We start from the raw sequence: 25,423 nt of genomic DNA, 5'->3' as shown, positions 1-25,423 counted from the left end.
CTCAGTCGTCTTTCTTGCTGCAGAAGCGCTTCTCGGCGGTGGCGTACTCCGCGAAGTACTCCGCCAGTGCGCGATCCTCGATCTCACCGCGGCGAAGCTGTGCGGCCAGCTCCTCAAGCGACATCGCGGCTCACCTCTCTCCCACTGGCGCATCACACATTCAGGCGATACACCAGCTGTATTCTTAGGTTCACGTTACGCAATGTCAAGACGGGTGAGACACGATTAGCCCGATCGGGGGCTCAAGTTGCCGCGCTGACCCGGACGGCCCTCGTCACGCCACACCCGAACGGCGCAGCGTGACGAGAGCCTTTCACGTTTCAGCTCTTGGTCGCCCGGTCGAACTCGGCCTTCGGGTCGTGGATCTGACCCAGCGCGACCACCTCGCGGCCCGAGAACAGCGCCTGCGTCCAGTCGACGAAGACGCGGAACTTGCGGTTGACCGTGGGCATGAACATCACGTGGTAGCTGCGGTGCATGAACCAGGCCACCACGCCCCGGAACCGCATGCCGTAGACGTCCGCGACGCCCTTGTAGAGGCCCAGGCCGGCCACCGAGCCCACGTACTTGTGGTAGTAGTCCTTGGGCTGCTTGCCGCGCAGGCTGGCCACGATGTTCTTGCTCAGCAGCTTCGACTGGCGGATGGCGTGCTGGGCGTTCGGCACGCAGGTCGCCGTCGGGTCCTCCTCGGTGCGCGAGAGGTCCGGCACGGCCGAGCAGTCGCCCGCCGCCCACACGCCCGGCAGGCCGACCACCTGCATGGCCGCCGTGCACTGCACCCGGCCGCGCGGGTCCAGCGGCAGGTCGGTGTCGCGCAGCATCGGGTTGGCCTTCATGCCCGCGGTCCAGATGATGGTGTCCGAGTCGAACTCGGTGCCGTCGTCCAGGACGACGTGGCCGCCCTCCATCGACTTCACCCGGGTGTCCAGGTAGCAGCGGATGCCGCGCTTCTCCAGCTGCTCGACGGTGTAGACGCCGAGCTTGGCGCTCACCTCGGGCATGATCCGGTTGGTCGCCTCGACCAGGACCCAGTGCATGTCGGCGGGCTTGAGGCCCTCGTAGTAGCGCAGCGCGTAGCGGGCCATGTCCTCCAGCTCCGCCAGCGTCTCGATGCCCGCGAAGCCGCCGCCGATGACCACGAAGGTCAGCAGCCGCTTGCGCAGCTCCGGGTCGTCGGTGCTGGCGGCCTGGTCGAGCCGCGACAGCACGTGGTTGCGCAGGTAGATGGCCTCGCCGATGGTCTTCATGCCGATGCCGACCTCGGGCAGGCCGGGGATCGGCAGGGTGCGCGAGATCGCGCCGAGCGCCGAGACCAGCACGTCGTACTCGTACTCGCCGACGTGGCCGTCGGCCAGCTCGACGGTCACGGTCTTGCGCGCGTGCTCGATCTTCGTGACGCGGCCGGTGACCACGTGGCACCGGTTGAGGACCTTGCGCAGCGGCACCACCACGTGGCGCGGCTCGATGGAACCCGCCGCCGCCTCGGGGAGGAACGGCTGGTAGGTCATGTGCGGCTGGGGGTCGATGACCGTCACGGACGCCTCGCCGGAACGCAGCTTCTTCTGCAATCCCAGCGCGGTGTACATGCCGACGTACCCACCGCCGACAATCACGATCCGTGTGGGTTGCGACTTCACAGCAGCCATACACCCATGGTCGCACCGGGGGTGCCTTTCACGCGCATCGGCGAGGCCCGTTGTGACCACTGTCGCCGGGTGATGCCGAACACCCCTCCACTGACCAGCGCGGTCCGGTGAACGCACTGAGAGGAACGATCCAGTTGTTCAGCTACCGCTGAGTCGGGTGGCCGGTTTCCTCAGCGGCCGCGGCGCAGCAGCAGCACCGCGCCGGCGGCCAGCCCGAGGGCGCACGCGAGGCCGATCACCTCAACCGGTGCGTCCGTTCGGCCGGCAGGCAACAGGGTGACGAGGCCGGCGAGGGCGAGCACGGGGAGTTGAACGAGGACGAACCTCTTCGCGGGTGCCCTTAGTGCTTCCGGGTGAACGCGCGACCGGAGCGGGACGAGGGCCGCGTAGGCGCACAGCACGTGCACCAGGTGCAGCAGCACCACCAGCGCGAGCACCCCGGGCCACCACGTGCCGTCGGTGGCGAACACCAGCGCGCCCGCCGGGTAGGCGACCAGGAGGATCGCGGCCGCCGACGCCGGGATCGCCGCCGCGACCACCGCCAGCAGCAGGTAGAGGACCAGGGCGGGGCCCTCGACGCCGGCCGCGGTCAGCACCCCGGCGACCGCGGCGCAGGTCAGGGTGATCGCGGCCCGCAGGACCCAGCCGGGCAGGCCGGCGCGCAGCTCGCGCCTGGGGGCGGGCCCAGGGGGCGGGCCGGGGGTCGGGAGCGGGCCGGGGGTTGAGGGCGGGTCGGGGGTCGGGAGCGGGCCGGGGGTCGGGTCGGAGGTTGGCGCGGGACCCGACCCGGGGGCCGGCGCGGGACCCGACCCGGGGGCCGGCGTGGCACCCGACCTGGCGTTCGAGCCGGTCCCGGAGTCGGCCCCGGGATTCGTCCCGGGGTTCGCCCCCGCGTTCACCGCACCACCCGCCGCGCCGACCGCGCCCGCCGCAGCGCGCCCGAGATCGGGTCGCCCCACGCCACCACGGCCACCCCGTGCCGCCGCATCGCCTCCAGCCGCACGTCGTGCTCCAGCTCGATCACCTTCAACGCGCTCCTCCCCCACGGCGTCTCCCGGTCGGGCCGCAGCGGCCGGGGCAGCACGTCCACGGCCAGCACCGCGTTGCCGCGCCGCGCCGCGTGCACGGTCAGCTCCACCACGTCCGCGTCCAGGAACGGCGACAGCACCACCACCAGCGCGCCGTGCGGCACCTGCTCGGGCCGCAGCACGGGCCGCGACGCCCAGCCCACCCACCGCGCGCACACCACGAGCTGGTGGCGCACCCGCAGCAGCTGCCGCCGCCCGGCGCCGGCCCGCAGGCCCAACCGCGGCCGGGCCAGGTCCACCAGGCTCACCCGGTCGCCCTGCCGCAGGTAGCCGGCCGCCAGCGACGCCGCCGCCCGCACCGCCCGGTCCAGGCTCCCGCCCGGCCGCGCACCGGCGCCGCGCGCCGTGGTGGACCAGTCGCCGACCTCCGCGCCCAGGTCCAGCCGGGTGTCCAGGGCCAGCACGACGTCCGCGTCGGCCTCCGCGTGGTGCTCGCGGACGTGCAGGTCACCGCTGCGCAGCGACACCCGCCAGTCGATCCGCCGCAGCCGGTCGCCCGGCTGGAACGCCCGGATGTCGCGCAGCTCGACCGAGTCGCCCGGCCGCCGGGCCCGGTGCGCGCCGACCAGGCCGGCGGCGCGGGCGGGCAGCAGGCCCGCGGGCAGCGGCTCCACCGGCGGCAGCAGCAGCCGGCCGCGCTCGGGCGCGGTGACCGGCCCGTAGACCAGCAGCGCGTCCGGGCCCGCCACCAGGTGGTCCGGCCGCAGGTCCACGCCCTCGCCCCAGGCGTCGCGGCGCAGCACCACCTCCACCTCGCCCGCCTCGGCGGGCAGCAGGTGCACCGGGCCGATCCCCGGGCCGGCCACCGGCAGCCGGATCGCCACCACCTCGGCGCCCGGCCCCGGGTCGATCCCGACCGACGACTTCGCCGCGCCCACCTCGCCGGTGCGGGGCAGCCGGCGGACGTCCACCCGCGGCACCCCGCCGACCGGGGTGACCAGGGCGACCAGCGTGGAGATCAGCAGCGGCGCGCCGATCAGCACCAGCTCGACCTCGTGCAGCAGGCCGCCGAGCACCACCATGCCCACGCCCAGCACGAGCCCGCGCACCAGCGCGTCGGTCGGGTGCCACCGCGCGCCGCGCCCGCCGGTGATCGCCTCCCTGAGCCGCTGCGCGCGGTTCACGACCGGCTGCTCGCGGGACCCGGCACGCGACCCAGCAGCTCGGTCACCACCTCCACGCCGGTGGTGCCGGAGGTCCACGTCTCCGGGCGCAGCGTGAGCCGGTGGGCCAGCGCGGGCACCGCGCACTCCTTGACGTCCTCGGGCAGCACGAAGTCCCGCCCGTCGAGCACCGCGAGGGCACGCCCGACCAGCACCAGCGCCTGCGCGCCGCGCGGTGACGCGCCGACCTCGACGGCCGCGTGGTCGCGGGTCGCGGCGGCCAGGTCCACGCAGTAGCGCAGCACGTCGTCGTCCACCGCGACCTGCTCCACGCCCCGCTGGAGCGCGGCCAGGCGCTCGGCGTCGAGCACCGGCGGCACCTCGGCCTCCTCCCGGCGCCGGGCGAGCCGGCGGCGCAGCACCTCGACCTCCTCGGCGGGCGGCGGGTAGCCGATGTCCAGGCGCAGCAGGAACCGGTCCAGCTGCGCCTCGGGCAGCGGGTAGGTGCCCTCGTACTCGACCGGGTTGGCGGTGGCCAGCACGTGGAACGGGCGGGGCAGCGGGAAGGTGCGGCCCTCCACCGTGACCTGGCGCTCCTGCATGGCCTCCAGCAGCGCGGACTGGGTCTTGGGCGGCGTGCGGTTGATCTCGTCGGCCAGCAGCAGGCCGGTGAACAGCGGGCCCTCGCGGAAGGTGAACTCGCGCGTGCCCGGGTCGTAGAGGAACGAGCCGGTCACGTCCGCGGGCAGCAGGTCGGGGGTGCACTGGAGGCGCTTGAACCCCAGCCGCAGGGCCTGGGCCAGGCTGCGGGCCATCAGCGTCTTGCCCAGGCCGGGGACGTCCTCCAGCAGCACGTGGCCGCCGGCCAGGATCGCCGCCAGGGCGAGCCGCAGGGAGCGCTCCCGGCCCACCACGACCGTGCCGACGGCGTCGAGCACCGCCTTGGCCTCCGCGGCGATGGTGCCGGTGCTCGGCTGTGTCACAGTCCCTCCAGCAGTTCGGCGAGCCGCGCGGGCTCGGGCAGTGACGCGCTCGGGTCGGTCAGCAGGCGGAACAGGTCCGGGTCCAGGACGGTCCGGGCCCGCGGGTCGTCCAGGTCGGGCACGCCGTGCACCTGGCGCAGGCGGGCCTCGGCGAGCCGGCGCAGGCGGGGCTGGACGCGCCGGGTGAACCGGTCCCGGTCGGCCGCGGCCTCGGCGAAGCGCCCGGCCAGCGCGCTGGCGTGGGTGGACGAGCCGCCGGTGACGCCGACCGGCGGGGCGGCCCAGGCGATGTCGGTGGGCTGCGGCAGGCGCCCGGCGAGCAGCGCGAGGCCGCCGGCGGGCAGCGCGACGAGGACGGCCCAGTGCCAGGGCGCGCCCGCGCGGACGAGGACCAGCGCGGTGGCGGCGGCCGCGAGGAGGGTGACCGCGGCGCTGCCGGTCGCGCTGAGCAGCGGGGTGACGGTGAAGCCCGCGGGTGCCCGGTCGCCGGTGGGTGCCGCCGTGGCCCTGCCGCCGGTGGGGGCCGTGGCCCTGCCGCCGGTGGAACCCGCGCCCCGGCCGTCGCCAGTCGTCCCGCCGGTCGTCCCTCCGGTCATCGCAGCCCCCGCACGATCGTCTCCAGCGCCTCGGCCGCGACCCTGGCGTCGGCCGGGGTGACCTCGGCGGTGCCGAACCGGGCGCGCTGGTAGGTGCGGCGCAGGGTGGTGGTGGCGTCCCCGTCCACCCGGTAGCGGGCGAGGAGGGCACCGGTGAACTCGGTGGGCGTCTGGTGGCCCTGCCTGGGCTGCCCGCTGTCCTCGGCGGCCTGTTCGAGGGCGAGCCAGGCGGCGATGACGGCGTCGCCCGGCGGGCCGTTCGCGCGCTCGCGCAGGACCCGCAGGGCCTCGGTGGCGCGTTGGACCAGGACCTCGGGTGGCCGGGCGTGCTCGTCGACCGCGTCGGGCGCCTCGCTGAAGCGGCCCGTGCCCGAGCGCCGCCTGCGCCGGACCTCGGTGGCGATGTAGACGGCCAGGGCGATGGCGCCGATGATCGCCGCGGCGAAGAGGACGATCACGAACACCAGCAGCGAACCGGCCGCGGTCGAGCCCTCCACGTCGGTGTTCAGGGGTTCGACGGAGCTCGCGGTGGGAGGTGGGGCGTCGTCGAGGGCCGCCGTGCGGTCGGTGTAGGTCACCGGCGACGAACCGCGCGCGGCGAGGGCGACGAGGATGAGCGCGGACCCCGTCGCGAGGGCGAGTGCGAGCCGGGGTCTCATGCACCCAGGATGCCCGCCGGGCCGGTCGGGGCGCAGGCGGTTTCGCGGATCGGCGGGGTGGTGCGGTGCGGTGCGGTGCGGTGCGGTGCGGTGCGGTGATCACACCTGCCGGTGAACTTCACCCGCTTCCCGCACCACCTGCCCGGCCACCCGCCCCTGCCCGCCCGATCACCCGCCCGCCCGATCACCCGCCCCCGCCCGCCCGGCCACCCGCCCCTGCCCGCCGCCCGCCTGATCCCTACCCTCGCCTGCTCAGCCCTCTGCCCTTGCCTCCCTCCTCGGCCACCCGAGCCCCCTCTGCCCGCCTGCTCACCCACCCCGCAAGCGATTGCGCGCACCAGCACCGGCAAGTCGACACCAACCGGTGAACTCTCAGGCCCGTCCCGCCGTCCGGATGCCCGCCGCCCCCGCCGCTGCGGCCAGCACCTCCTCCAGCATCGGCGGGGTCAGCCGCCCGGTGAAGGTGTTCTGCTGGCTCACGTGGAAGCAGCCGAACAGGTGCAGCGGCGCGCCGCCGTCCAGGGCCGCCAGCGCGGTGCGGGCGCCGTGGCCGAAGGTCGGGCGCGGGCGCGGCACCCGCCAGCACGACGCCAGCACCGGCAGCAGCGCCTGCCAGCCGAACGCGCCCAGCACCACCACCGCCCGCAGCGTCGGCCGCAGCAGCTCCAGCTCGCGCACCAGCCACGGCCGGCAGTTGTCCCGCTCCTCCGGCGTCGGCTTGTTGGCCGGCGGCGCGCACTTGACCGGCGCGGTGATCCGCGTGCCGACCAGGGTCAGGCCGTCGCCCGCGTGCGTGGACGTCGGCTGGTTGGCCAGCCCCACCGCGTGCAGCGCCGCGTACAGGAAGTCACCGGAGCGGTCACCGGTGAACATGCGGCCGGTGCGGTTCGCGCCGTGCGCGGCGGGCGCCAGGCCGACGATCGCCAGCGCCGCGTCCGCCGGGCCGAACCCCGGCACCGGGCGCCCCCAGTAGACCTGGTCCCGGAACGCGGCCCGCCGCACCCGCGCGACCTCCTCCCGCCACGCGACCAGGCGCGGGCAGGCCCGGCAGGTCGTCACGCCCTCGTCCAGTGCGGAAAGCCCACCCACGGAACGCGGCTCCGAATCGTAGAGTGCCGACCATGACCGACAAGGACACCGCCGACGAGCAGCCCGTCAACGACGCGTCCGGCGACGGGAAGGACCTCCCCGCCGACGACCTCGTCACCACCCAGCACAGCATCACCGTCAAGCGGCGCAAGTTGAACTACACCGCCACCACCGGCCGGGTGGTGCTGCGCCAGGAGGTGCTGACCGACGGCAAGTTCGACGGCCACCTGCCCAAGGCGGAGGTCTTCGTCACCGCGTACACCCTGGACGGCGCCGACCCCTCCCGGCGGCCGGTCACCTTCGCGTTCAACGGCGGCCCCGGCTCGTCCAGCGTGTGGCTGCACCTGGGCCTGCTCGGCCCGCGCCGCGTGGTGTCCGGCGACGTCGGCGACCTCGCCCCGCCGCCCTACGACCTGGTGGACAACGCCGAGACCCTGCTCGCGCACAGCGACCTGGTGTTCATCGACCCGGTCTCGACCGGCTACTCGCGCGCGGTGAAGGGCGAGAAGCCCGGCCAGTACCACGGCTTCCAGGGCGACCTGGAGTCCGTCGGCGAGGTCGTCCGGCTGTGGACCTCCCGCAACGGCCGCTGGATGTCGCCGAAGTTCCTGGCCGGCGAGTCGTACGGCACCCTGCGCGCGGCGGGCCTGGCCGAGCACCTCCAGAGCCGCTACGGCATGTACCTCAACGGGCTGATGCTGATCTCCTCGGTGCTGGACTTCACCACCCTGGACTTCAGCGACAACAACGACGTGCCGCACGCCCTGTTCCTGCCGACGTACGCGGCGATCGCGCACTACCACGGCCTGCACGGCGACCGGCCGCTGGAGGAGGTGCTGGGCGAGGCCGAGGAGTTCGCCGCGCGCGACTACCCGTGGGCCCTGGCGCGCGGCAACCGGCTGTCCACTGAGGAGCGCGCGAGCGCGGTGGCGCGGCTGGCGTCGCTGACCGGCCTGTCCGAGGACTACGTGGACCGGGTGAACCTGCGCGTCGAGCACGTCCGGTTCTTCACCGAGCTGCTGCGCGCGCAGCGCAGGGTGGTCGGCCGGCTGGACTCGCGGTTCACCGGGCCGGACGACGACTACGGGCGCGAGCACATGAGCCAGGACCCGTCGTACACGGCGATCCTCGGGTCGTACACGGCCGGGCTGAACCACTACGTGCGGGCCGAGCTGGGCTACGAGAACGACCTGCCGTACGAGGTGCTGACCGGCAACGTGCGGCCGTGGTCGTACAAGGAGTTCGAGGGCACGCACGTGTCCGTGGCGGACAAGCTGTCCGCGGCGATGCGCGCCAACCCGCACCTGAAGGTCCACATCGCCTACGGCTACTACGACGGCGCGACGCCGTACTTCGCGGCCGAGCACGTGGTGGCGCACCTGCGCGTCCCCGAGGAGCTGCACGCCAACATCGAGTCGGCGTACTACCCCGCCGGGCACATGATGTACGTCCACGAGCCGAGCCGGGTGCAGCAGTCCAGGGACCTGGCGGAGTTCGTCCAGTCGGCCTCCAACCGCTGAGGCCACGACTGCCCGCGGGCCATTCCGCCGGGCGGCCGCGGCCGCCCGGCGGGACGGCGCGGACGGCGCCTCAGGCCAGCGAGAACGCGATCCCGTCCAGGATGTCGTGCTCGCTGGCGACCAGCTCGGTCACGCCCCGCTCCGCCAGGTGCTCGGCCAGCGTGCGCACGACCAGCGCCCCACCGCAGATGACGTCCACCCGACCGGGGTGCATCGGCCCCAGCGCGGCCCGCTCGTCGTGCCCCATGGCCAGCAGCGCGGCCGTGGTCTCCCGAACCTGGTCCACGGTCAACCGGGCCAGGTGGACCTCGTCCGGCTGGTAGCTGGGCAGCCGCTTGGCCACCGCGACCAGGGTGGTCACCGTCCCGGCGACCCCGATCCACGTCCGCGCCCGCTCGGTGGGCACCGCGTCGAACGCGCCCTGGAGCACTTCCCGCGTCACGCGGACGGCCTCGTCCACCTCCCGCCCGGTCGGCGGGTCGGTGTGCAGGCACCGCTCGGTGAGCCGCACGCACCCGATGTCGACCGACCGGGCCGCCTCGACCTCGCCGCGGACCCCGTCCCACGTGCCCAGCACCAGCTCGGTGGACCCGCCGCCGATGTCGGAGACCAGGAACGGCCCCTCCCCGGCGTCCAGGTCGGACACCGCGCCGGTGAACGACAGCCGCGCCTCCTCGTCACCGCTGATGACCTCGGCCTCGACGCCCAGCACCTCGCGGGTCATGTCGAAGAACACGTCCTTGTTGGCCGCGTCGCGGGTGGCCGAGGTGGCGACCATCCGCACCCGCTCGGCCCCCTTGCGGCGCAACACGTTCGTGTAGTCCACGAGCGCGGCGCGGGTGCGGGCGACGGCGTCCGGGTGCAGCTCGCCGGTCGCGTCCACGCCCTGCCCCAGCCGCACGACCCGCATCTCCCGGTGCACGTCGCGCAACCAGCGCCCGCCACCGTCCGAAGTGGTCACGTCGGCGACCAGGAGCCGGATCGAGTTCGTCCCGCAGTCGATCGCGGCCACGCGCGCCATGCCAACACCCCTCCGCCGGTGGACTCGCGCGCAGTCTACGTCGGAGGACCGGAGCGGGACCCCGCCCCGGGGAACCTCAGACCGGGCGCATCGACGAACTGGTCGTCGGCCACGAGGAGCCGACCGACGAACCGGAGGACGACGTCGAGCCCGGGGACGCCGGGCTGGAGCCGGGCGCGGTGGCCGTGGTCTCGACCGGGCTCTGCGCGGCGGTGGTCGTCGTCGTCGTGGTGGTCGTGGTGGTCGTGGTGGGCGTCGGGCAGCCCGGCGGGACCTCGGGGGTCGTCGTGGGCGTCGTGGTGCTCGTGCTCGTCGGCGTCGTCCCGGTGGTCGGCGTCGGGCACGGCGGCGTGGTCGTCGGGCTGGTCGGGCTCGTCGGGATCAGGGTGATCGTGGTGCCCGGCGGCCTCGACGAGGTGGTCGGGTTCGACGAGGAGGGGTTGGACGACGGCGGGTTGGTGGTCGTGCCCGGCTGGTTCGGCGACCCCGGCGGCGAGGCGCCGACCGGCGTGTCGCCCTCGTCGTAGTCCGACCCGAAGTCCTCGTCCGAGCCGACCAGGTCGGGCAGCACCGGCACGCCGTTGGCGTACACGTCCGCCCAGTAGAGCACCGTCGCCACGTACTCGTTCGAGTGGTTGTACCGGAACACCGCGCGGGCCCGCGCCTCCGGCTCGGCCAGGTCGCCGCCGCCCGCGCACAGGTAGTTGCCCGCGCCGATGGTGGCGTCGTAGATGTTGTTCGGGTCGCTCTTGCCGTCCTCGTTGCCGTCGGCCGCGTAGCCGGCCCACGTGGACGGGATGAACTGCATCGGCCCGACCGCGCGGTCCCACGTGGTGTCGCGGTCGAACCGGCCGCCGTCGGTGTCGCGGATCGCGGCCACGCCCGGCGCGCCGTTGAGCACCGGGCCCAGGATCGGGTCGACCGTGTCGCCGTTCTCGTTCACCCGGCCGCCGCGGGCGTGGCCGGACTCGATGCGGCCGATGCCCGCCAGCAGGGGCCAGTCCAGGTTGCAGGCGGGGGTGGTCTCGGCCAGCCGGTCGGCCGCCCGCATGTAGGCGTCGAGCATGACGCCCGGGATGCCGTGCTGGCCCTCGCGCAGGAAGCCGCCGTCCAGCGGGGGCAGGTCGTCCTCGAACCCGGCCGGGTCGTCCGCGTCGGCCAGCAGGGACGCGCTCAGCTCGTCGGTCTCGGGCAGCCGCCCGCCCGCGCCCAGCGCCCCGCTGTCCTCCAGCGCGAGCGTGCCGAGCACGTCGCCGGGACCGGGCGGGACGGCCTCGATGTCGGTGTCGCCGGAGAGGGGGACCCAGTCCAGCGGGAGGGAGCCGTGCAGGAGGGTGGGCACGAGCATGGCGCCGATCGCCGCCGAGGCGAAGCCCCACTGCCGCGGCGTCATCGTCCCCGGGTGGGCCCTCGCCCGCTTCTTGACCCGTCGCTTGGACTTCGGCACAGCCACGAACTCCCCATCGCATCGTCACCCGGCCCGTGACCCAGCCTGCCTGATCCGAACGGCGGTGTCACGGCCGTGGGCCGGCTTTGTGTCCGGAGAACTGCCCCTACGGTCAGTTTTTCACCTTTGACGCGCAATCCCCGGCCGGCCACTCGTCGGCCAGCAGGTCCAGGGCCTCGTCGCCGAACGGGTTGACGCCGCGGCCGGCGGCCAGCGAGTGCGCCACGTGCACGTGCAGGCACTTGACCCGCCCCGGCATGCCCCCCGCGGTGACGGTGGTGCCGAGCGGTTCGATCGCGTCCCGCTCGGCCAGGTACAGCTCGTGGGCCCGCAGGTAGCGCCCGGCCAGCTCCTCGTCCACGGCCAGCCGGTCGGTCATCTCCCTCATCACCCCGGCGCTCTCCAGCCTGCTGACCAGCGACGTCAGCCGCGGGCAGGTCAGGTAGTACAGGGTCGGGAACGGCGTGCCGTCCTCCAGCCGGGGGTTGGTCCGCACGACCGCCGGGTGCCCGCCCGGGCACCGCGCGGCGACCGCCCGCATGCCGCGCGGGGTGCGCCCCAGCTGGGCCGCGACCGCCGCCCGGTCCTCGTCGCTCACCTGCGTCATCGCGCCGCCACCGAATCCCACAACTGCTCGTACCACGCCTTGTCCTCGGCCGGCTCGGTCGCCGGTCGCCGCTCTTCCAGTTCGCGCTCCGCGTCGCCGGGCAGCTGCACCACGTAGGGCGTCTCACCGGGCCGCACGTAGTGCAGCCTGCGCCGCGCCTCGGCCTCCACGTGCGCCGGGTCGGCCAGCTCCCGCTTGCGCTGCTCCAACCGCGCCACCTCGGCGCGCAGCGTCTCCTGCGAGGCGTTGACCTCGCGCAGCTCCTCGCGCTGGGCCAGGTAGGTCCGCAGGGGCACCGCGATGCTCAGCGCCAGCGCGCACACGACCATGGCCAGCAGCGCCGCGCGGCGCGTGCCGGTCATGCCGAACGCGCCGCCCGTGCCGGCGCCCGCCCTGGTCCGGGCCCTGGACTGCGGCCGCCGCTGCTGCGGCCGCGCCGTCGACCCGCCCTCGGCCGGCACGCCCGCGCGGGCCCGCTTCCGGGCAGGCCGGGCCCCCCGCGCGGCGTCGCGGCCGCGGCGGGGGTCCCGGTCCCGGGGTGTCATCAGCCCTCCGGCGTGAACCGCGGGAAGGCCAGGTCGCCGGCGTAGCGCGCGGCGTCGCCCAGGGCCTCCTCGATGCGCAGGAGCTGGTTGTACTTCGCGGTGCGCTCGCCGCGGGCGGGGGCGCCGGTCTTGATCTGGCCCGCGCCGACGGCCACCGCGAGGTCGGCGATGGTGGTGTCCTCGGTCTCGCCGGACCGGTGGGACATCATCGACTTGTAGCCGTAGGAGGTGGCCAGGGCCACCGCGTCCAGCGTCTCCGACAGCGTGCCGATCTGGTTGACCTTCACCAGCAGCGCGTTGGCCGCGCGGCGGGAGATGCCCTCCTCCAGCCGCTCCGGGTTGGTCACGAACAGGTCGTCGCCGACGATCTGGACCTTCTCGCCCAGCTCGGCGGTCAGCTGCACCCAGCCGTCCCAGTCGTCCTCGGACAGCGGGTCCTCGATCGACACCAGCGGGTAGGCGTTGACCAGCTCGGTGTAGTAGCCGGTCATCTGCTCGGCGCTGCGCTTGTTCTTCTCGAAGGTGTAGGCGCCGTCGGAGAAGAACTCGGTGGCCGCCACGTCCAGGGCCAGCGCGATGTCGCGGCCGGGCGCGTAGCCGGCCTTCTCGATCGCCTGGAGGATCAGGTCCAGCGCGTCGCGGTTGCTCGACAGGGCGGGCGCGAAGCCGCCCTCGTCGCCCAGGCCGGTGCCCAGGCCCTTGGACTTCAGCACCGACTTCAGCGAGTGGTAGACCTCGGCGCCCCAGCGCAGGGCCTCGCGGAAGCTCTCCGCGCCGATCGGCGCGATCATGAACTCCTGGATGTCCACCTCGGTGTCGGCGTGCGCGCCGCCGTTGAGGATGTTCAGCATCGGCACCGGCAGGACGTGCGCGTTCGGGCCGCCGATGTAGCGGAACAGCTCCAGGCCGCTGGACTCGGCCGCCGCCTTCGCCACGGCCAGCGACACGCCCAGGATGGCGTTCGCGCCCAGGCGGGACTTGTCCGGGGTGCCGTCGAGGTCGACCAGCTTCTGGTCCACCACCCGCTGCTCGACGGCCTCGATGCCGACCAGCTCCGGGCCGATCTCGTCGAGCACGGCGGCGACCGCCCGCTCGACGCCCTTGCCCAGGTAGCGCTTGGCGTCGCCGTCCCTCAGCTCCACCGCCTCGTGCTCACCGGTCGAGGCACCCGACGGCACCGCGGCGCGCTCCAGCGTGCCGTCGTCCAGCGCCACCTCTACCTCGACGGTGGGGTTGCCTCGCGAGTCCAGGATCTCGCGGGCGCCGACCTGCTCGATGACCGCCACGTGCGCTCCCTCGTCAGACCATCTTCTGTATCGGTGACGAGCCTAGTTGGTGCAAGGTGTGGGACGGCCGCGGCTCCGCCGTGACGGCCGCGTTCAGGGGAGGTTAAGCCTTGGTTCACGTTTCCCGGGGTGGCGAGGGCCCCCTGCTGGTGCTGCTGCACGGGCTGGGCGCGACCGGTTCGGCGTGGCGCGGCGCGGTCGGGTCGTGGCCCGGGTCGTGGCTGGTCGTGGACCTGCCGGGGCACGGGCGGTCGGCGCCGCTGGGCCGGTACTCGTTCGGCTCGCTGGCGGCCGCGGTGGCGTCGGTGGTGCCCGCCGGGCCGGTCGCCGTGCTCGGGCACTCCCTCGGCGGGGTGGTCGCCCTGGCGCTGGCGAGCGGGTGGTTCGGCGTGGACGTGCGCGCCGCCGCCGGGCTCGGGGTGAAGCTGCGGTGGACGGAGGGTGAACTGGCCCGCGCCGCCGGGCTCGCCGCGAAGCCGCCGAGGGTGTTCCCGACGCGGGCCGAAGCTTCGGGGTGGGCGGCGAAGCTGGCCGGCGTGCCGCTGGAGGACGGGGTGGTCGAGACGCCCGACGGGTGGCGGGCGGCGCTCGACCCGGCGGCGTTCGGGGTGGGCGCCCCGGATGTGGACGGGCTGCTCGCCGCGGCCCGCTGCCCGGTGCTGCTCGCGGCGGGCGAGGACGACCCCATGTGCCCGCCCGGGGACCTGCTGGCGGCCCAGCCGGGTGGAATGGTGCTGGCCGGGGTGGGTCACAACGCCCACGTGGAGGAACCCGGCTCGATCCGGCCGGTGCTGGACCGGCTCCACCACGCTCTGCTCGGGTGAGACGCGTTTCCCGTCATCCGGTCGGCTGTCGTACGCCGGGCGGGTGCGCGGGTAGCGTTGATCGGACCATGACAGACGGCACCTTCGAGGCGTTCCGCCGGGCCGAGGCGCTGCTCGCGCAACGCCGACCGCTGGAGGCGTTGCGCGAGCTGGCCGTCGTGCTCGAAGCGGCACCGGAGCAGGCTGGTGTGCAGCTGCTCGCGGGCCGGGCGTACCTGGGGTCGGCGCAGCTCAAGCGGGCCGAGGCGGCTTTCCGCAAGGTGCTGGAGCTCGACCCGAGCGACCACTACGCGCGGTTCGCGCTGGGGCGGACGCTGCAGCGGCAGAGCCGGTTGCCGGAGGCGCTGGCGCAGTTCCGGATGGCGGCGGCGATGAACCCGACGCCGGAGTACCAGGAGGCGTTGGGCGAGCTGAGCGCCCGGTTGGCGGTCGAGCGGGACCGCTGAGGGCTCTTCGGCGGCGTCCGGTGCCGGTGCCCGCGGTCGGCCCGGTGCCCGCGGTCAGGTCCCGGTGCTCGCGCGGGCGTACGCCTCGGCCCCGCTGAACACCTTCTGCCCGTACTCGGTCGAGGCGTTGTAGTCCAGCACGGCCGCCCACCAGCCTGCGCCGGTGCCCAGGTCGCGCCCGCCCGAGCACAGGTACCGGGCGGCGGCCAGGGCGGCGTCGTCGATGTTCTGCGGGTCCGGGCTGTTTCCGTCGCCGTTGGCGCGGACCGCGTAGCGCGCCCACGTGGTGGGGATGAACTGCATCGGCCCCACGGCCCGGTCCCACCGCGTGTCCTCGTCCAGCCGGCCGCCGTCGGAGTCGGGGATCGCCTTGACCCCCGGCGAGCCGTCGAGCGGGATGCCGATGATCGGGCGGGACGGGCGGCCGTCCTCGCCGAGCTCCAGGCCGCCGATGGTGCCGTGGAAGGACTCGACGCGGCCGATGCCCGCCAGGGTCGCCCAGGAGATCCGGCACCCCGGCTGCTGGGCGCGCATGGCCAGGTCGGCGGTGGCGTAGGCGCGCAGCGCGCGGGCCGGGACGTCGATCTCCGCCGCCAGGGAGGACGCCCACTCCACCAGGGGGTCCGCGGTGGCCGGGCCGGCCGCGGGCACCCGGCCGCCCGAACCCGGTGCGGCGGCACCCGGCTCGACCTCCAGGAACGGCACCGGGAACGGCGGGTCGGCGGCCTCGCGCGGGCCGGGGCGGTTGAACCGGCCCAGCGCCCAGGCGCCGCCGGCCGCGACGGCGAGCAGGAGCAGCACCAGGAACAGGCGCCCGACGACTTCGCCGGCGCGACCGCGGGCGCGCGGCCCGGGCTTCGTCTTCGACGGGGGCGGGACTACCACGAACCCAGGCTACGTGCCGCCGAGGGCTGGATCACGGAGCAATTTGGGGCTCTTGTCCCCATTACCACATTTGACCTCGTTTGTGTGCTGGACGAGAGAGCCCAGCCTTGCCTAAATTCGGTGAGCCTCATCTAACTTCTTCCCGGGGAGCCGCCGTGCTGCTCAGCAACGGGCTGATCGGGTTGCGCGAGGGCCTGGAAGCCGCCCTGGTCGTCAGCATCCTGGTCGCCTTCCTGGTCAGGACCGACCGCCGGTCGCGGCTGCCGCAGGTCTGGCTGGGCGTGGCCGCGGCCGTCGCGCTGTCGGTCGTGTTCGGCGCGGTCGTCTCGTTCACCGCGGCCACCATGACCTTCGAGCAGCAGGAGGCGTTCGGCGGCGGGATGTCGCTGCTGGCCGTGGCGTTCGTGACCGGCATGGTCTTCTGGATGCGCGCCACCGCCCGCACCATCGCCGCCGACCTGCGCGGCAAGCTCGACCGGGCCCTGGAGGTCGGCCCCCTGGCGGTGGTCGTGCTGGCGTTCCTCGCGGTCGGGCGCGAGGGGCTGGAGACCGCCGTGTTCTTCTACTCCAGCGTCCAGGCCGCGGGCAGCACGGTGCAGCCGCTGATCGGCTTCCTGGTCGGCATCGGCGTGGCCGTCGCACTCGCGTACCTGCTCTACCGGGGCGCGATCCGGTTCGACCTCGGCGCGTTCTTCACCTGGACCGGCGCGCTGCTGGTGTTCGTGGCGGCGGGCGTGCTCGCCTACGGCCTGCACGACCTCCAGGAGGCGGCCATCCTGCCCGGCCTCGACGTGCTGGCCTTCGACCTGGGTGACACCGTCCCGGAGGACTCCTGGTACGGCGCGCTGCTCAAGGGGATCTTCAACTACTCCCAGCGCACCACGGTCCTCCAGGCCGCCGCCTGGAGCGCCTACGTGCTGGTCGTCCTGCCGCTGTTCCTGATCCGCCCGAGAACCCGCGCCGCCGCCGGCGCGCGTAGCTGAAACCGGAGAACCACCCGTGCCCACGACCGCCCGTGCGCTCACCGCCGCGTCGCTGCTCCTGCTCGCCGCGTGCGGCGGACCGGAGACCACCGCGGGTGCCGACGGCCCGATCGCCGTCGAGGCCACCGACGACGCCTGCAAGGTCGCCCGCACCAGCGCGAAGACCGGCAACGTCACCTTCGAGGTCACCAACAAGGGCACCAAGGTCACCGAGTTCTACCTCTACGCCCCCGGCGACCGCATCCTCGGCGAGGTCGAGAACATCGGGCCCGGCCTCACCCGGCGGCTGATCGTGGAGGTCACCGAGGCGGGCGAGCTCCAGACCGCGTGCAAGCCGGGCATGAAGGGCGACGGCATCCGCGGCGCGTTCACCGTCGACGGCGAGGCGAGGAAGTCCGCCGACGCCGACGCCGCGCTCGCCGAGGCCACCAAGGGCTACCAGCGGTACGTCAACTCCCAGGCCGACGGCCTGCTGGCCAAGACCACCGAGTTCGTCGACGCGGTCAAGGCCGGTGACGTGGAGCGGGCCAAGGCGCTCTACCCGGTCGCGCGCACCTACTGGGAGCGCATCGAGCCCGTCGCGGAGAGCTTCGGCGACCTCGACCCGAAGGTCGACGGCCGCGAGGACGTCATCGAGGAGGGCGTGGAGTTCACCGGCTTCCACCGCCTGGAGAAGGACCTCTGGCAGGCCGGCCCGCAGGCCGACACCGCCTCGATCGCCGACCGGCTGCTCACCGACGTCAAGGAGGTCGTCGCGAAGGCCAAGGCCGTCGAGCTGACCCCGCTGCAGCTGGCCAACGGCGCCAAGGAGCTGCTGGACGAGGTCGCCACCGGCAAGATCACCGGCGAGGAGGACCGCTACTCGCACACCGACCTGTGGGACTTCCGCGCCAACGTCGACGGCTCGCAGGCCGCCGTCGCCGCGCTGCGGCCGGTGATCGAGGAGCGGGACGCGGCGCTGGCGGCGACCGTGGACCAGAAGTTCAAGGCGCTCGACGACCTGCTGGAGACCTACCGCGACGGCGACGGCTTCCGGCTCTACACCGCGCTGGGCGAGTCGGACGTGCAGGCGCTGTCGGCGGCCGTGGACGCGCTCGGCGAGCCGATCAGCCGCGTCGCCGAGGTGGTGTCGCGGTGACCGGCGGCCTGCCCCGGCGCAGGCTCCTCGGGTTCGCCGGGGCCGGCGCGGCCCTGGCGGGCGCGGGCGCGGCGGCCGGCGCGCTGGTCGGCGGGGCGGCGTCGTCCGAGCGGGTGCGGCCGACCGGCGCCGAGGCCGTGCCGTTCCACGGCGAGCACCAGGCGGGCATCACCACGCCCGCGCAGGACCGGATGCACTTCGTCGCGCTCGACGTGACCACCGACGACCGCGCCGAGCTGGTCGACCTGCTGCGGGAGTGGACCGCGGCGGCCCGCCGGATGACCGCCGGGCAGGAGGCCGCCGAGGGCGGCGCGGTCGGCGGCAGCCCCCAGGCACCGCCCGAGGACACCGGCGAGGCGCTCGACCTGCCCGCGTCCGCGCTGACCCTCACCCTCGGCTTCGGCCCGTCGCTGTTCGACCACCGGTTCGGCCTGGCCGACCGCAGGCCGCCGAAGCTGGTCGAGCTGCCCCGGTTCCCGTCCGACGACCTCGACGAGCGGCGGTGCGGCGGCGACCTGTGCCTCCAGGCGTGCGCGAACGACCCGCAGGTGGCCGTGCACGCCATCCGCAACCTGGTGCGCATCGGGTTCGGGCGGGTGCGGGTGCGGTGGTCGCAGCTCGGGTTCGGCCGCACCTCCTCCACCTCCACGTCCCAGAGCACGCCGCGCAACCTGTTCGGCTTCAAGGACGGCACGAACAACATCAAGGCCGAGGACGCCGACGCGCTGCGCGAGCACGTGTGGGTCGCCCCCGGCGACGGCCCGGACTGGCTGGTCGGCGGCACCTACCTGGTGGCGCGGCGGATCCGGATGCACGTCGAGGTCTGGGACCGCACGTCGCTGGCCGAGCAGGAGGCGGTCGTCGGGCGGGCCAAGGGCACCGGGGCGCCGCTCGGGCAGCTCGCCGAGTTCGACCCGGTCGACCTGCACGTGAAGGGCGCGGGCGGCGAGTACCTGGTCAAGGAGGACGCGCACGTGCGGCTGGCCTCCGCCGAGCACCTGGGCGGCGTGCGGATCCTGCGCCGGGGGTACAACTTCACGGACGGGACCGACGGGCTGGGGCACCTCGACGCGGGGCTGTTCTTCGTCTGCTTCAACCGGGACACCGGCAGGCAGTTCGTGCCCATGCAGATGGCGCTGTCGACCAAGGACAGGATGATGGAGTACCTGGAGCACACCGGTTCGGGGCACTTCGCCGTGCCGCCGGGGGTGCGCGAGGGCGGGTTCTGGGGCGACACCCTGTTCGAGGGCCGATCCGGCGGCTGATCGGGACCGCGGGAACCGGCCCGGGGCTCCGGGCCCGGCACTCCGACCCCGGAACCTCGGACCCGGCACGCCGGACCCGGGACCTCGGACCCGGAACTCAAGGCCCAGCACTCCAAGGCCCGGCACTCCGGGCCCGGAACCTCAGCCCGGCCGCACCGCGCGGCCGGGCTCGGGTCGACCGGTGGGTGCCGTCGTCCCCGGCGTGGTCCCGGGTGGGGTGCCGGGTGTCGTCCCCGGCGCGGTGCCGGAAGGGCCGCCCGTCGGGTTGCCGGAAGGGCCGCCGGGCGGGTTGCCGGGCACCGTCCCGGGCTCGGTCGTCGGCGTGCCGGGCGCGGTCGACCCGACCGGCGCGGAGGTGGGCCGGTCCGGCGGCGTGGTCGGCGCCTGCGTGGGGTCCGCCGACGTGGGGTCCGGCACCGCGCCGCCCACCGTCGTGGTCACCGGCGCCGGCGGCAGCACCTCGCCGATCGGCGGCAGCACGTCGTGGACCGGCGGGGCGCCCCCCGGGCGCGGCGACCCGTCCGGCCGGAACGGCTCGCCCCACCGGGGCAGCACGCCGGGCCACCGGCCGCGGGTCGGCGGCCACTCGCCGGTGCGGACCTCCCGGCGGTCCGGCTGCGCGCCCGTCACCGCGCCCGTCACCTCGGACAGGACCGCCTGCGTCAGCGGTGCGGGCGGCACGCCGGCCCGCGCGCTCACCTGCGTCGGCCGCGCCGTCACGACCACCTCGCCGCCCGCCCGGTCGGCCGCCGGGTCGGGCTGCCGGAACGCCAGCACCAGCGCCGCGACCCCGCCTGCCGCCGCGAGCGGCAGCACCACCACCGCCAAGAAGCACCCGCGCCCCGAACGCGGCGACAAACGATGACTCACCGAACCCCCGACCCCGATCTCGCGTGCTACTCATGATCGGGTAAGGACCGGCGGTCGCAACCACCGCGAGATCACACGCCCAGGTGATCTCGATCAGGTGAGCGGCGGCAGCTCGGGCGGGACCGCGGCCGGGCGCACCTCCAGCGCCTCCAGGGCCAGCCGGACCGCGGTGTCGAGCTGCGGGTCGCGCCCGGCCACCCGGTCCTGCGGCGTCACCACCACCTCCACGTCCGGGTCGACGCCGTGGTTCTCCACGCCCCACCCCGGCCCGGCGAACCACGTCGCGTACCGGGGCTGGGTCACCAGCGTCCCGTCGACCAGCGAGTACCTCATGTCGATGCCGATCACCCCGCCCCACGTGCGGGTGCCGACCACCGGCCCGATGCCCATCTCCTTGATCGCCACGTTCACGATGTCGCCGTCCGACCCGGCGAACTCGTCCGCGATGGCCACCACGGGCCCGCGCGGCGCGTCACCGGGGTAGCTGTCGGCCGTGGTGTACCCGCGGGCCACCGACCAGCCGATGATCCGGCGCCCCAGCTTCTCCACGACCAGCTCGGAGGTGTGCCCGCCGCCGTTCTCGCGCACGTCCAGCACGACCGCCTCGCGGGCCAGCTCCACCCGCAGGTCGCGGTGCAGCTGCGCCCAGCCGGCGCCGGTCATGTCCGGCACGTGCAGGTACCCGACGCGCCCGCCGGACAGCTCGTGCACGCGGGCCCGCCGGTCGGCCACCCACGCGTGGTAGCGCAGCGGCTCGTCGTCCGCCAGCGGCACCACCACGACGCGCCGCGGCTCGCCGCCGCCGCCCGGCCGCACGGTCAGCTCCACCGGCTTGCCCGCCGTGCCCACCAGCAGCGGCGCGGGGCCGGTCACCGGGTCGACCTGCCGCCCGTCCACGGCCACGACCGCGTCACCGGCGCGCACCGCGACCCCGGGCGCGGCCAGCGGCGACCGCGCCGCCGGGTCCGACGTCTCGCCGGGGATGACCCGCAGCACGCGCCACGCGCCGTGCTCGTCCCGCTCCAGGTCGGCGCCGAGCAGGCCGACGGTCCGCCCGCGCGGGCTGCCGGAGGGGATGACGTAGGCGTGGGACGTGCCCAGCTCGCCCTGCACCTCCCACAGCAGGTCGACCAGGTCGGCGTAGCTGCCGAGCCGGTCCACCAGGGGCCGGTAGCGCTCCAGCACGCCCGCCCAGTCCACGCCGCCCATGTCGGTGCGCCAGAAGTTGTCCCGCATGAGCCGGCCGGCCTCGGCGTACGCCTGCCGCCACTCGGCCGCCCGGTCGACCACCACCCGCACCCGGGACAGGTCCACGTCCACCGAGTCGGTGTCCTCCGCGTCGACCTTCCGGTCGGCGGGCACGACCCGCAGGTCGTCGCCGTCCTGGACGACCATCCGCTGGCCGTCGCCGGTCACCGCGAACGCGTCCACGCCGTCGACCAGCACGTCGGTGCGCGACTTGGCCAGGTCGAACCGCTCCAGCACGGCGCGCGGCGGGTGGCCGCCGTCGGCCAGGCCGTCGCCCAGCACGCCGCGCACCGACGAGCGCAGCCACAGCAGGCCGCCCTTGGCCGCGGTGAGGCCGGCGTAGCGGGCGGCGGCGACGGGCACGGTCACCACGCGGTCGGCCAACCCGTCCAGGTCGACCACGGTGATCGGGTTCTCGTCGTCCTTCTCCTTGTCCTTGTCGGCCGGGTCGTCGCCGACCGGGCGGCCCAGGCGCAGCGGGTCGAACGGCGACGGCGTGGTCGCCGCGAGCGGCACCAGGTAGGGGCGGCAGCCGGTGGGGAAGGACAGGTCGAACACGTGCGCGTCGTAGACCGGGTCGAAGCTGCGGACCGACAGGAACGCCAGGTACCGGCCGTCCTCGGTGAACGCGGGCGAGAAGTCGGAGAAGCGCAGCGGCGTGACGTCCACGACCGACAGGTCGGTGGTGTTGGTCATCCGGATGTGCTGGAGCGGGCGCGGGCCGGGGTGGGACCAGGCCAGCCAGTTCGAGTCCGGGGCGAAGGCCAGGTCGCTGACGTGCGGGTTCGCCCCCGACAGGACCTCGCGCACCTCGCCGGACTCGACCTCGACCAGCAGCAGCCTGCCGTCGTGCGTGGCGACCGCGAGCCGGCGGCCGTCCGGGGAGACGGCCAGCTCCAGCACCCGGCCGAGCCTGCCGACGGCCACCCGGCGCGGTTCGTTGCCCGGCTCGACGCCGCCGACCGGGGCGAACTCCAGGCTCTCCTCGCCGTCGGCGTCGGTGACCCACACGACGCCGTCGCCGACCACGCGCGGCAGGCGGGCTCGCACGCCCGGCTGCTCGGCCAGCGCCCGGACCGGGCCGTCGCGGTGGGTCACCCAGTGCACGGTGCCGCGCACCTCGACCACGCTCGCCCGGCCGGTGCGGTCCGGGTCGAAGTCGTCGGGGTGCGGTGTGACGTGGCGGGGGCGGCGGGCGGTGCGGGGGCCGCCGAGGGCGATGTCCAGCCGGCGGGGCGCGGCGCCGTCGAGGTCGTCGAGGAGCCACAGCTCGCCCGCGTGCTGCCAGACGACCCGCCGGCCGTCGGTGGTGGCGAGGCGCGCGTAGAACTCCTGCTCGGTGTGGCGGCGCAGGTCTTCACCCGTCGGTGTGACGGAGTAGAGGCTGCCGACGCCCTCGTGGTCGGACAGGAAGGCGATCCGGTCGCCGATCCACAGCGGCGAGGTCAGCGAGGAGGTGAGTTCGGGCAGGATGCGGGTGAACTCGCCGTCGCCGGTGGCGTCGACCCACAGCTTGCCCGCCGCGCCGCCGCGGTAGCGCTTCCACCAGGCGGGGTCGCGGCCGTAGACGGAGGTGACGACGACCTGGCCCGCCGGGCCGAACGAGACGTCGTCGACCCAGCCGAACGGCAGCCGGCGCGCCGGGCCGCCGTCGGTGGGCAGGGCGTGGGCCCACTGCCGGTTGGCGGTCGCCTGGCCGGCGGAGGTGACCGCGACGACCTCGCCGCCCGACGTCCAGCCGCGCACCCCGGTGGTCCAGGAGCCCCAGTAGGTGAGCCGGGTGGCCGCGCCGCCCCCGACCGGCGCCAGGTGCACCTCGGGCGCACCGTCCCGCCTGCTGGTCCAGGCCAGCCGCGTGCCGGTCGGGTCGAAGCGCGGGGAGGACACCGGCACCTGGTCGGCGGTCACCCGCCAGGCCCGGCCGCCGGCGATCGGGGCGAGCCACACGTCGTCCTCGGCCACGAACGCGACGAGTTCGCCGTGCAGGTGAGGGAAGCGGAGGTAGGCGGGTTCGGTCACCCTCTCGACGTTAGCGCCCCGATGATCGGCGCCACCCCCACCCCGCACCTCCCCCACCCCCCGGCGTGTCATGCCCCCAACACCGGCGTGTCATGCGCTCAGACCTCGCGTGTCATGCGCTCGGCACCCGCGAGTCGAACGTTCAGAACCCTCGTGTCGAACACTCGCGACCCCCGATTTCCACGTTCGCCCGGCTGGCGCGAGCGTGGAGTTCGGGGGTGCTGAGCGCATGACACGCCGGGTCCGAGCGCATGACACGCCCGGCTTGAGCGCATGACACGCGCGGGGGGAGGGTTAGGGGGTGGGCCAGTGGGTGTGCCAGTCGGTGGGGGTGAGGGTGGTCAGGCCGGTGGCGCGGGCGGAGCGCTCGGCGGTGCGCACGCGGGAGGCGAAGGCGCGGGCCACGGCGCGCAGTTCGGTCTCGGGGTCCTCGCCGGACAGCTTGGAGACGGCGGTCACGGCGAAGAGGGTGGTGCCGGTGTCGTCGCCCTCGGGGAGGAGGTCGACGGGCAGGCCGGCGCGGGTGGCGCGCTGGACGAGCTTGGCCGCCAGGGCGATCGCGGGCTGGCCGGTGGCCACGCCGTCGAGGCTGGACTCGCGCTGCTTCTCGACCTGCTTCAGCTCCTCCCAGCGGTGCTGCTGGGTGGTGGCGTCGCGCACGTCCGGGTCGCCGCCGGCGAACACGTGCGGGTGCCGGCCGACCAGCTTGGTCACCAGGTCGGCGGCCACCTCGTCGATCGTGAACGGGTCGTCGGGGTCCTCGGCCGCGATCCGGGCGTGGAAGAGCACCTGGAGCAGCACGTCGCCCAGCTCCTCGCGCATCGCCTCCCGGTCGCCGTCCTCGATGGCCTCCAGCAGCTCGTAGGTCTCCTCGACCAGGTACTGCCGCAGCGACTTGTGGTCCTGCTCCGCGTCCCACGGGCAGCCGCCCGGCGAGCGCAGCCGGTCCATCACGGCGACCGCGTCCAGCAGGCGCGCACCGGGCGCGGCGAAGACCTCCGAGCCCCGGCCGAGGAACACCTGGGCCACGGGCTCGCGCAGGTCGGTGGTCACCAGCACGACCGGTTCGCCGGTGTGCTCCCACTCCCGGGCGGGGCGGGCCCCGAGCAGCTCGGCGTCCACGCCCTTCCCCGCGTACACCGCCGCCGCGCTCCGCAGGGCGGGCAGCGCGGCGGCGGGCAGCACCTGGGCGGCGCCGACGAGGACGACGGTCACGAGTCGGTCTGGCGGGCGGTGGCCTGGTAGCCGGACAGCTCGCCCTCCGACGGCGCCAGCGAGATCGCGGTGGAGTCCCACACGCCGTAGCGCGGGTTGACCCGGATCTCGGGGTTGCCGGCGAGCGCGTGGACCAGGCGCAGGCCGATCTGCTCCAGCAGCTGCGGCGTGAGCTGCTCGGTGGACGACTCGCCCGACGAGCGCACGTCGGTCTTGCGGTCGGTCACGTACGCGACGATCCACTGGGCGCTGCCCGGGTCCGGCGGGAACGCCACGACCGTGCCCGGCGCGACCCCGAACAGCGGCGACTGCACCGACTGCGGCGACTCGGCCGAGCGCACCACCTGGCCGCGCTTGCCCAGGGACTGCCCCTGCTCGCTGCGCGGCGCCGCCGAGACGAACTCGGCCATCTTCCGCGGGTCCGCCGCGACCTGCTTGGCCTTGGCCACCGCGTCCTTGTTGTCCTCGGCGAAGAAGTAGTCGAACGTGACCTCCATCCGGTCCACGTACTTGCGCGCCAGCTCCACCAGCAGCAACTGGTCCCGGGCGCGCTCCCGGAAGGTCTCCGCGTCGTACACGGTGTTCTGCGAGGCCAGGTCGGCGCCGCCCGCCTGCTCGACGGACTCGGCCACCTCCTCCTCGGACACGGTGACGCCCTCGCGCGCGGCGGCCTGCTCGATCAGCTGGTGCTGCACGCCGAGCGTGACCAGCTGCCGCGCCACCGTGTCGAGCTTGCGCTGGTCGTGCATCTTCCGGGCCTCGGGCTCCTTCTTGAGCACGACGTCCAGCCGCTGCTGCACGGTCTCCAGCGGCAACGCGGTGTCGCCGACGATCGCGGCCGAGCCGACCTGGGCCGGTCCGGAGCCGCAGCCGGCCACGAGCAGTGCGACGGCCGCGCCGATCAGGGTGAAGCGCCTCTGCACAGTCCTCACGACCGGTA

Annotated in this window: 24 protein-coding genes; 6 read left to right on the top strand and 18 right to left on the bottom strand. The window is 74.7% G+C overall.

Annotated elements, in window-relative coordinates; genetic code table 11:
• Nucleotide 1: 1 nt before the first annotated feature.
• The 8 genes from EKG83_RS48860 to EKG83_RS03595 form a co-directional block, all read right to left on the bottom strand.
• Nucleotides 2-124 (bottom strand): hypothetical protein, encoded by a 123-nt coding sequence (locus EKG83_RS48860; protein ID WP_265590313.1) that lies wholly within the window; start codon nt 122-124, stop codon nt 2-4.
• 196 nt (nt 125-320) lie between these two features.
• The gene (locus EKG83_RS03625; RefSeq protein ID WP_033430504.1) at nt 321-1,646 is read right to left on the bottom strand and encodes an NAD(P)/FAD-dependent oxidoreductase; all 1,326 of its coding nucleotides are present in this window, start codon (nt 1,644-1,646) and stop codon (nt 321-323) included.
• A gap of 170 nt (nt 1,647-1,816) precedes the next feature.
• Nucleotides 1,817-2,242, bottom strand: a complete 426-nt coding sequence (locus EKG83_RS03620) for a hypothetical protein (protein WP_153277858.1) — start codon at nt 2,240-2,242, stop codon at nt 1,817-1,819.
• A gap of 299 nt (nt 2,243-2,541) precedes the next feature.
• Nucleotides 2,542-3,858 carry a DUF58 domain-containing protein gene (locus tag EKG83_RS03615; protein ID WP_033430506.1) on the bottom strand — a complete coding sequence of 439 codons (1,317 nt, stop codon included), beginning with the start codon at nt 3,856-3,858 and terminating at the stop codon, nt 2,542-2,544.
• On the bottom strand, nt 3,855-4,820 hold the full coding sequence (locus tag EKG83_RS03610; RefSeq protein WP_033430507.1) for an AAA family ATPase: 966 nt from the start codon (nt 4,818-4,820) through the stop codon (nt 3,855-3,857). Before EKG83_RS03610 ends, EKG83_RS03615 begins: the two co-directional genes overlap by 4 nt.
• Nucleotides 4,817-5,416 carry a hypothetical protein gene (locus tag EKG83_RS03605; protein ID WP_228122489.1) on the bottom strand — a complete coding sequence of 200 codons (600 nt, stop codon included), beginning with the start codon at nt 5,414-5,416 and terminating at the stop codon, nt 4,817-4,819. Before EKG83_RS03605 ends, EKG83_RS03610 begins: the two co-directional genes overlap by 4 nt.
• The gene (locus tag EKG83_RS03600; RefSeq protein WP_033430508.1) at nt 5,413-6,075 is read right to left on the bottom strand and encodes a DUF4129 domain-containing protein; all 663 of its coding nucleotides are present in this window, start codon (nt 6,073-6,075) and stop codon (nt 5,413-5,415) included. Before EKG83_RS03600 ends, EKG83_RS03605 begins: the two co-directional genes overlap by 4 nt.
• 372 nt (nt 6,076-6,447) lie before the next feature.
• The gene (locus EKG83_RS03595) at nt 6,448-7,164 is read right to left on the bottom strand and encodes a uracil-DNA glycosylase (protein ID WP_033429971.1); all 717 of its coding nucleotides are present in this window, start codon (nt 7,162-7,164) and stop codon (nt 6,448-6,450) included.
• A gap of 32 nt (nt 7,165-7,196) precedes the next feature.
• Between EKG83_RS03595 and EKG83_RS03590 the strand changes: the two genes are divergently transcribed.
• Nucleotides 7,197-8,684 carry a S10 family peptidase gene (locus EKG83_RS03590; RefSeq protein ID WP_033430009.1) on the top strand — a complete coding sequence of 496 codons (1,488 nt, stop codon included), beginning with the start codon at nt 7,197-7,199 and terminating at the stop codon, nt 8,682-8,684.
• Nucleotides 8,685-8,754: 70 nt separating this feature from the next.
• On the opposite strand, the gene EKG83_RS03585 is transcribed toward EKG83_RS03590, so the two are convergent.
• From EKG83_RS03585 to eno, 5 genes are all read right to left on the bottom strand, one after another.
• Entirely contained in the window at nt 8,755-9,705 is a 951-nt protein-coding gene (locus tag EKG83_RS03585) for a Ppx/GppA phosphatase family protein (RefSeq protein ID WP_033429970.1), read from the bottom strand.
• A 76-nt stretch (nt 9,706-9,781) separates the two neighbouring features.
• Nucleotides 9,782-11,158 (bottom strand): lytic transglycosylase domain-containing protein, encoded by a 1,377-nt coding sequence (locus EKG83_RS03580; protein WP_228122488.1) that lies wholly within the window; start codon nt 11,156-11,158, stop codon nt 9,782-9,784.
• A gap of 106 nt (nt 11,159-11,264) precedes the next feature.
• On the bottom strand, nt 11,265-11,759 hold the full coding sequence (locus tag EKG83_RS03575) for a DUF501 domain-containing protein (protein WP_033430007.1): 495 nt from the start codon (nt 11,757-11,759) through the stop codon (nt 11,265-11,267).
• On the bottom strand, nt 11,756-12,304 hold the full coding sequence (locus tag EKG83_RS03570; RefSeq protein WP_033429969.1) for an FtsB family cell division protein: 549 nt from the start codon (nt 12,302-12,304) through the stop codon (nt 11,756-11,758). Before EKG83_RS03570 ends, EKG83_RS03575 begins: the two co-directional genes overlap by 4 nt.
• A complete protein-coding gene (gene eno, locus EKG83_RS03565; RefSeq protein WP_033429968.1) occupies nt 12,304-13,590 on the bottom strand; it encodes a phosphopyruvate hydratase in 1,287 nt (428 codons plus the stop codon). Before eno ends, EKG83_RS03570 begins: the two co-directional genes overlap by 1 nt.
• 110 nt (nt 13,591-13,700) lie before the next feature.
• On the opposite strand from eno, the gene EKG83_RS03560 reads away from it, so the two are divergent.
• Together EKG83_RS03560 and EKG83_RS03555 are read left to right on the top strand one after the other, a co-directional pair.
• Entirely contained in the window at nt 13,701-14,414 is a 714-nt protein-coding gene (locus EKG83_RS03560; protein WP_033429967.1) for an alpha/beta fold hydrolase, read from the top strand.
• A gap of 68 nt (nt 14,415-14,482) precedes the next feature.
• Nucleotides 14,483-14,860, top strand: coding sequence for a tetratricopeptide repeat protein (locus EKG83_RS03555; RefSeq protein ID WP_033429966.1), 378 nt, complete (start codon nt 14,483-14,485; stop codon nt 14,858-14,860).
• 54 nt (nt 14,861-14,914) lie between these two features.
• Here EKG83_RS03555 and EKG83_RS03550 read toward each other — a convergent pair whose 3' ends face one another.
• Nucleotides 14,915-15,745 carry a lytic murein transglycosylase gene (locus EKG83_RS03550; RefSeq protein ID WP_033429965.1) on the bottom strand — a complete coding sequence of 277 codons (831 nt, stop codon included), beginning with the start codon at nt 15,743-15,745 and terminating at the stop codon, nt 14,915-14,917.
• Between the two features lie 155 nt (nt 15,746-15,900).
• Between EKG83_RS03550 and efeU the strand changes: the two genes are divergently transcribed.
• Genes efeU through efeB form a run of 3 tightly spaced genes read left to right on the top strand, consistent with a single transcriptional unit; the run spans nt 15,901 to nt 19,131 of the window.
• Nucleotides 15,901-16,728 (top strand): iron uptake transporter permease EfeU, encoded by an 828-nt coding sequence (gene efeU / locus EKG83_RS03545; protein ID WP_033429964.1) that lies wholly within the window; start codon nt 15,901-15,903, stop codon nt 16,726-16,728.
• Nucleotides 16,729-16,744: 16 nt separating this feature from the next.
• Nucleotides 16,745-17,866, top strand: coding sequence for an iron uptake system protein EfeO (efeO, locus tag EKG83_RS03540; RefSeq protein WP_033429963.1), 1,122 nt, complete (start codon nt 16,745-16,747; stop codon nt 17,864-17,866).
• Nucleotides 17,863-19,131 (top strand): iron uptake transporter deferrochelatase/peroxidase subunit, encoded by a 1,269-nt coding sequence (gene efeB / locus EKG83_RS03535; protein ID WP_033429962.1) that lies wholly within the window; start codon nt 17,863-17,865, stop codon nt 19,129-19,131. Before efeO ends, efeB begins: the two co-directional genes overlap by 4 nt.
• A gap of 141 nt (nt 19,132-19,272) precedes the next feature.
• Here the strand turns inward: efeB and EKG83_RS48855 are convergent, their stop codons facing one another.
• The 4 genes from EKG83_RS48855 to EKG83_RS03515 all read right to left on the bottom strand — a co-directional run bounded on the left by EKG83_RS48855 (nt 19,273) and on the right by EKG83_RS03515 (nt 25,415).
• Nucleotides 19,273-19,959 (bottom strand): hypothetical protein, encoded by a 687-nt coding sequence (locus EKG83_RS48855; protein ID WP_033429961.1) that lies wholly within the window; start codon nt 19,957-19,959, stop codon nt 19,273-19,275.
• Nucleotides 19,960-20,094: 135 nt separating this feature from the next.
• Nucleotides 20,095-23,268, bottom strand: a complete 3,174-nt coding sequence (locus EKG83_RS03525) for a S41 family peptidase (protein ID WP_033429960.1) — start codon at nt 23,266-23,268, stop codon at nt 20,095-20,097.
• 294 nt (nt 23,269-23,562) lie between these two features.
• Nucleotides 23,563-24,483, bottom strand: a complete 921-nt coding sequence (locus tag EKG83_RS03520; RefSeq protein WP_033429959.1) for a MazG family protein — start codon at nt 24,481-24,483, stop codon at nt 23,563-23,565.
• Nucleotides 24,480-25,415 (bottom strand): SurA N-terminal domain-containing protein, encoded by a 936-nt coding sequence (locus EKG83_RS03515; RefSeq protein WP_051765316.1) that lies wholly within the window; start codon nt 25,413-25,415, stop codon nt 24,480-24,482. The genes EKG83_RS03520 and EKG83_RS03515 overlap by 4 nt, the downstream gene beginning before the upstream one ends.
• Nucleotides 25,416-25,423: the final 8 nt, after the last annotated feature.

This window comes from Saccharothrix syringae (assembly GCF_009498035.1).
GTDB lineage: Bacteria > Actinomycetota > Actinomycetes > Mycobacteriales > Pseudonocardiaceae > Actinosynnema > Actinosynnema syringae.
This window is presented reverse-complemented; position numbering and strand designations above follow the sequence as displayed.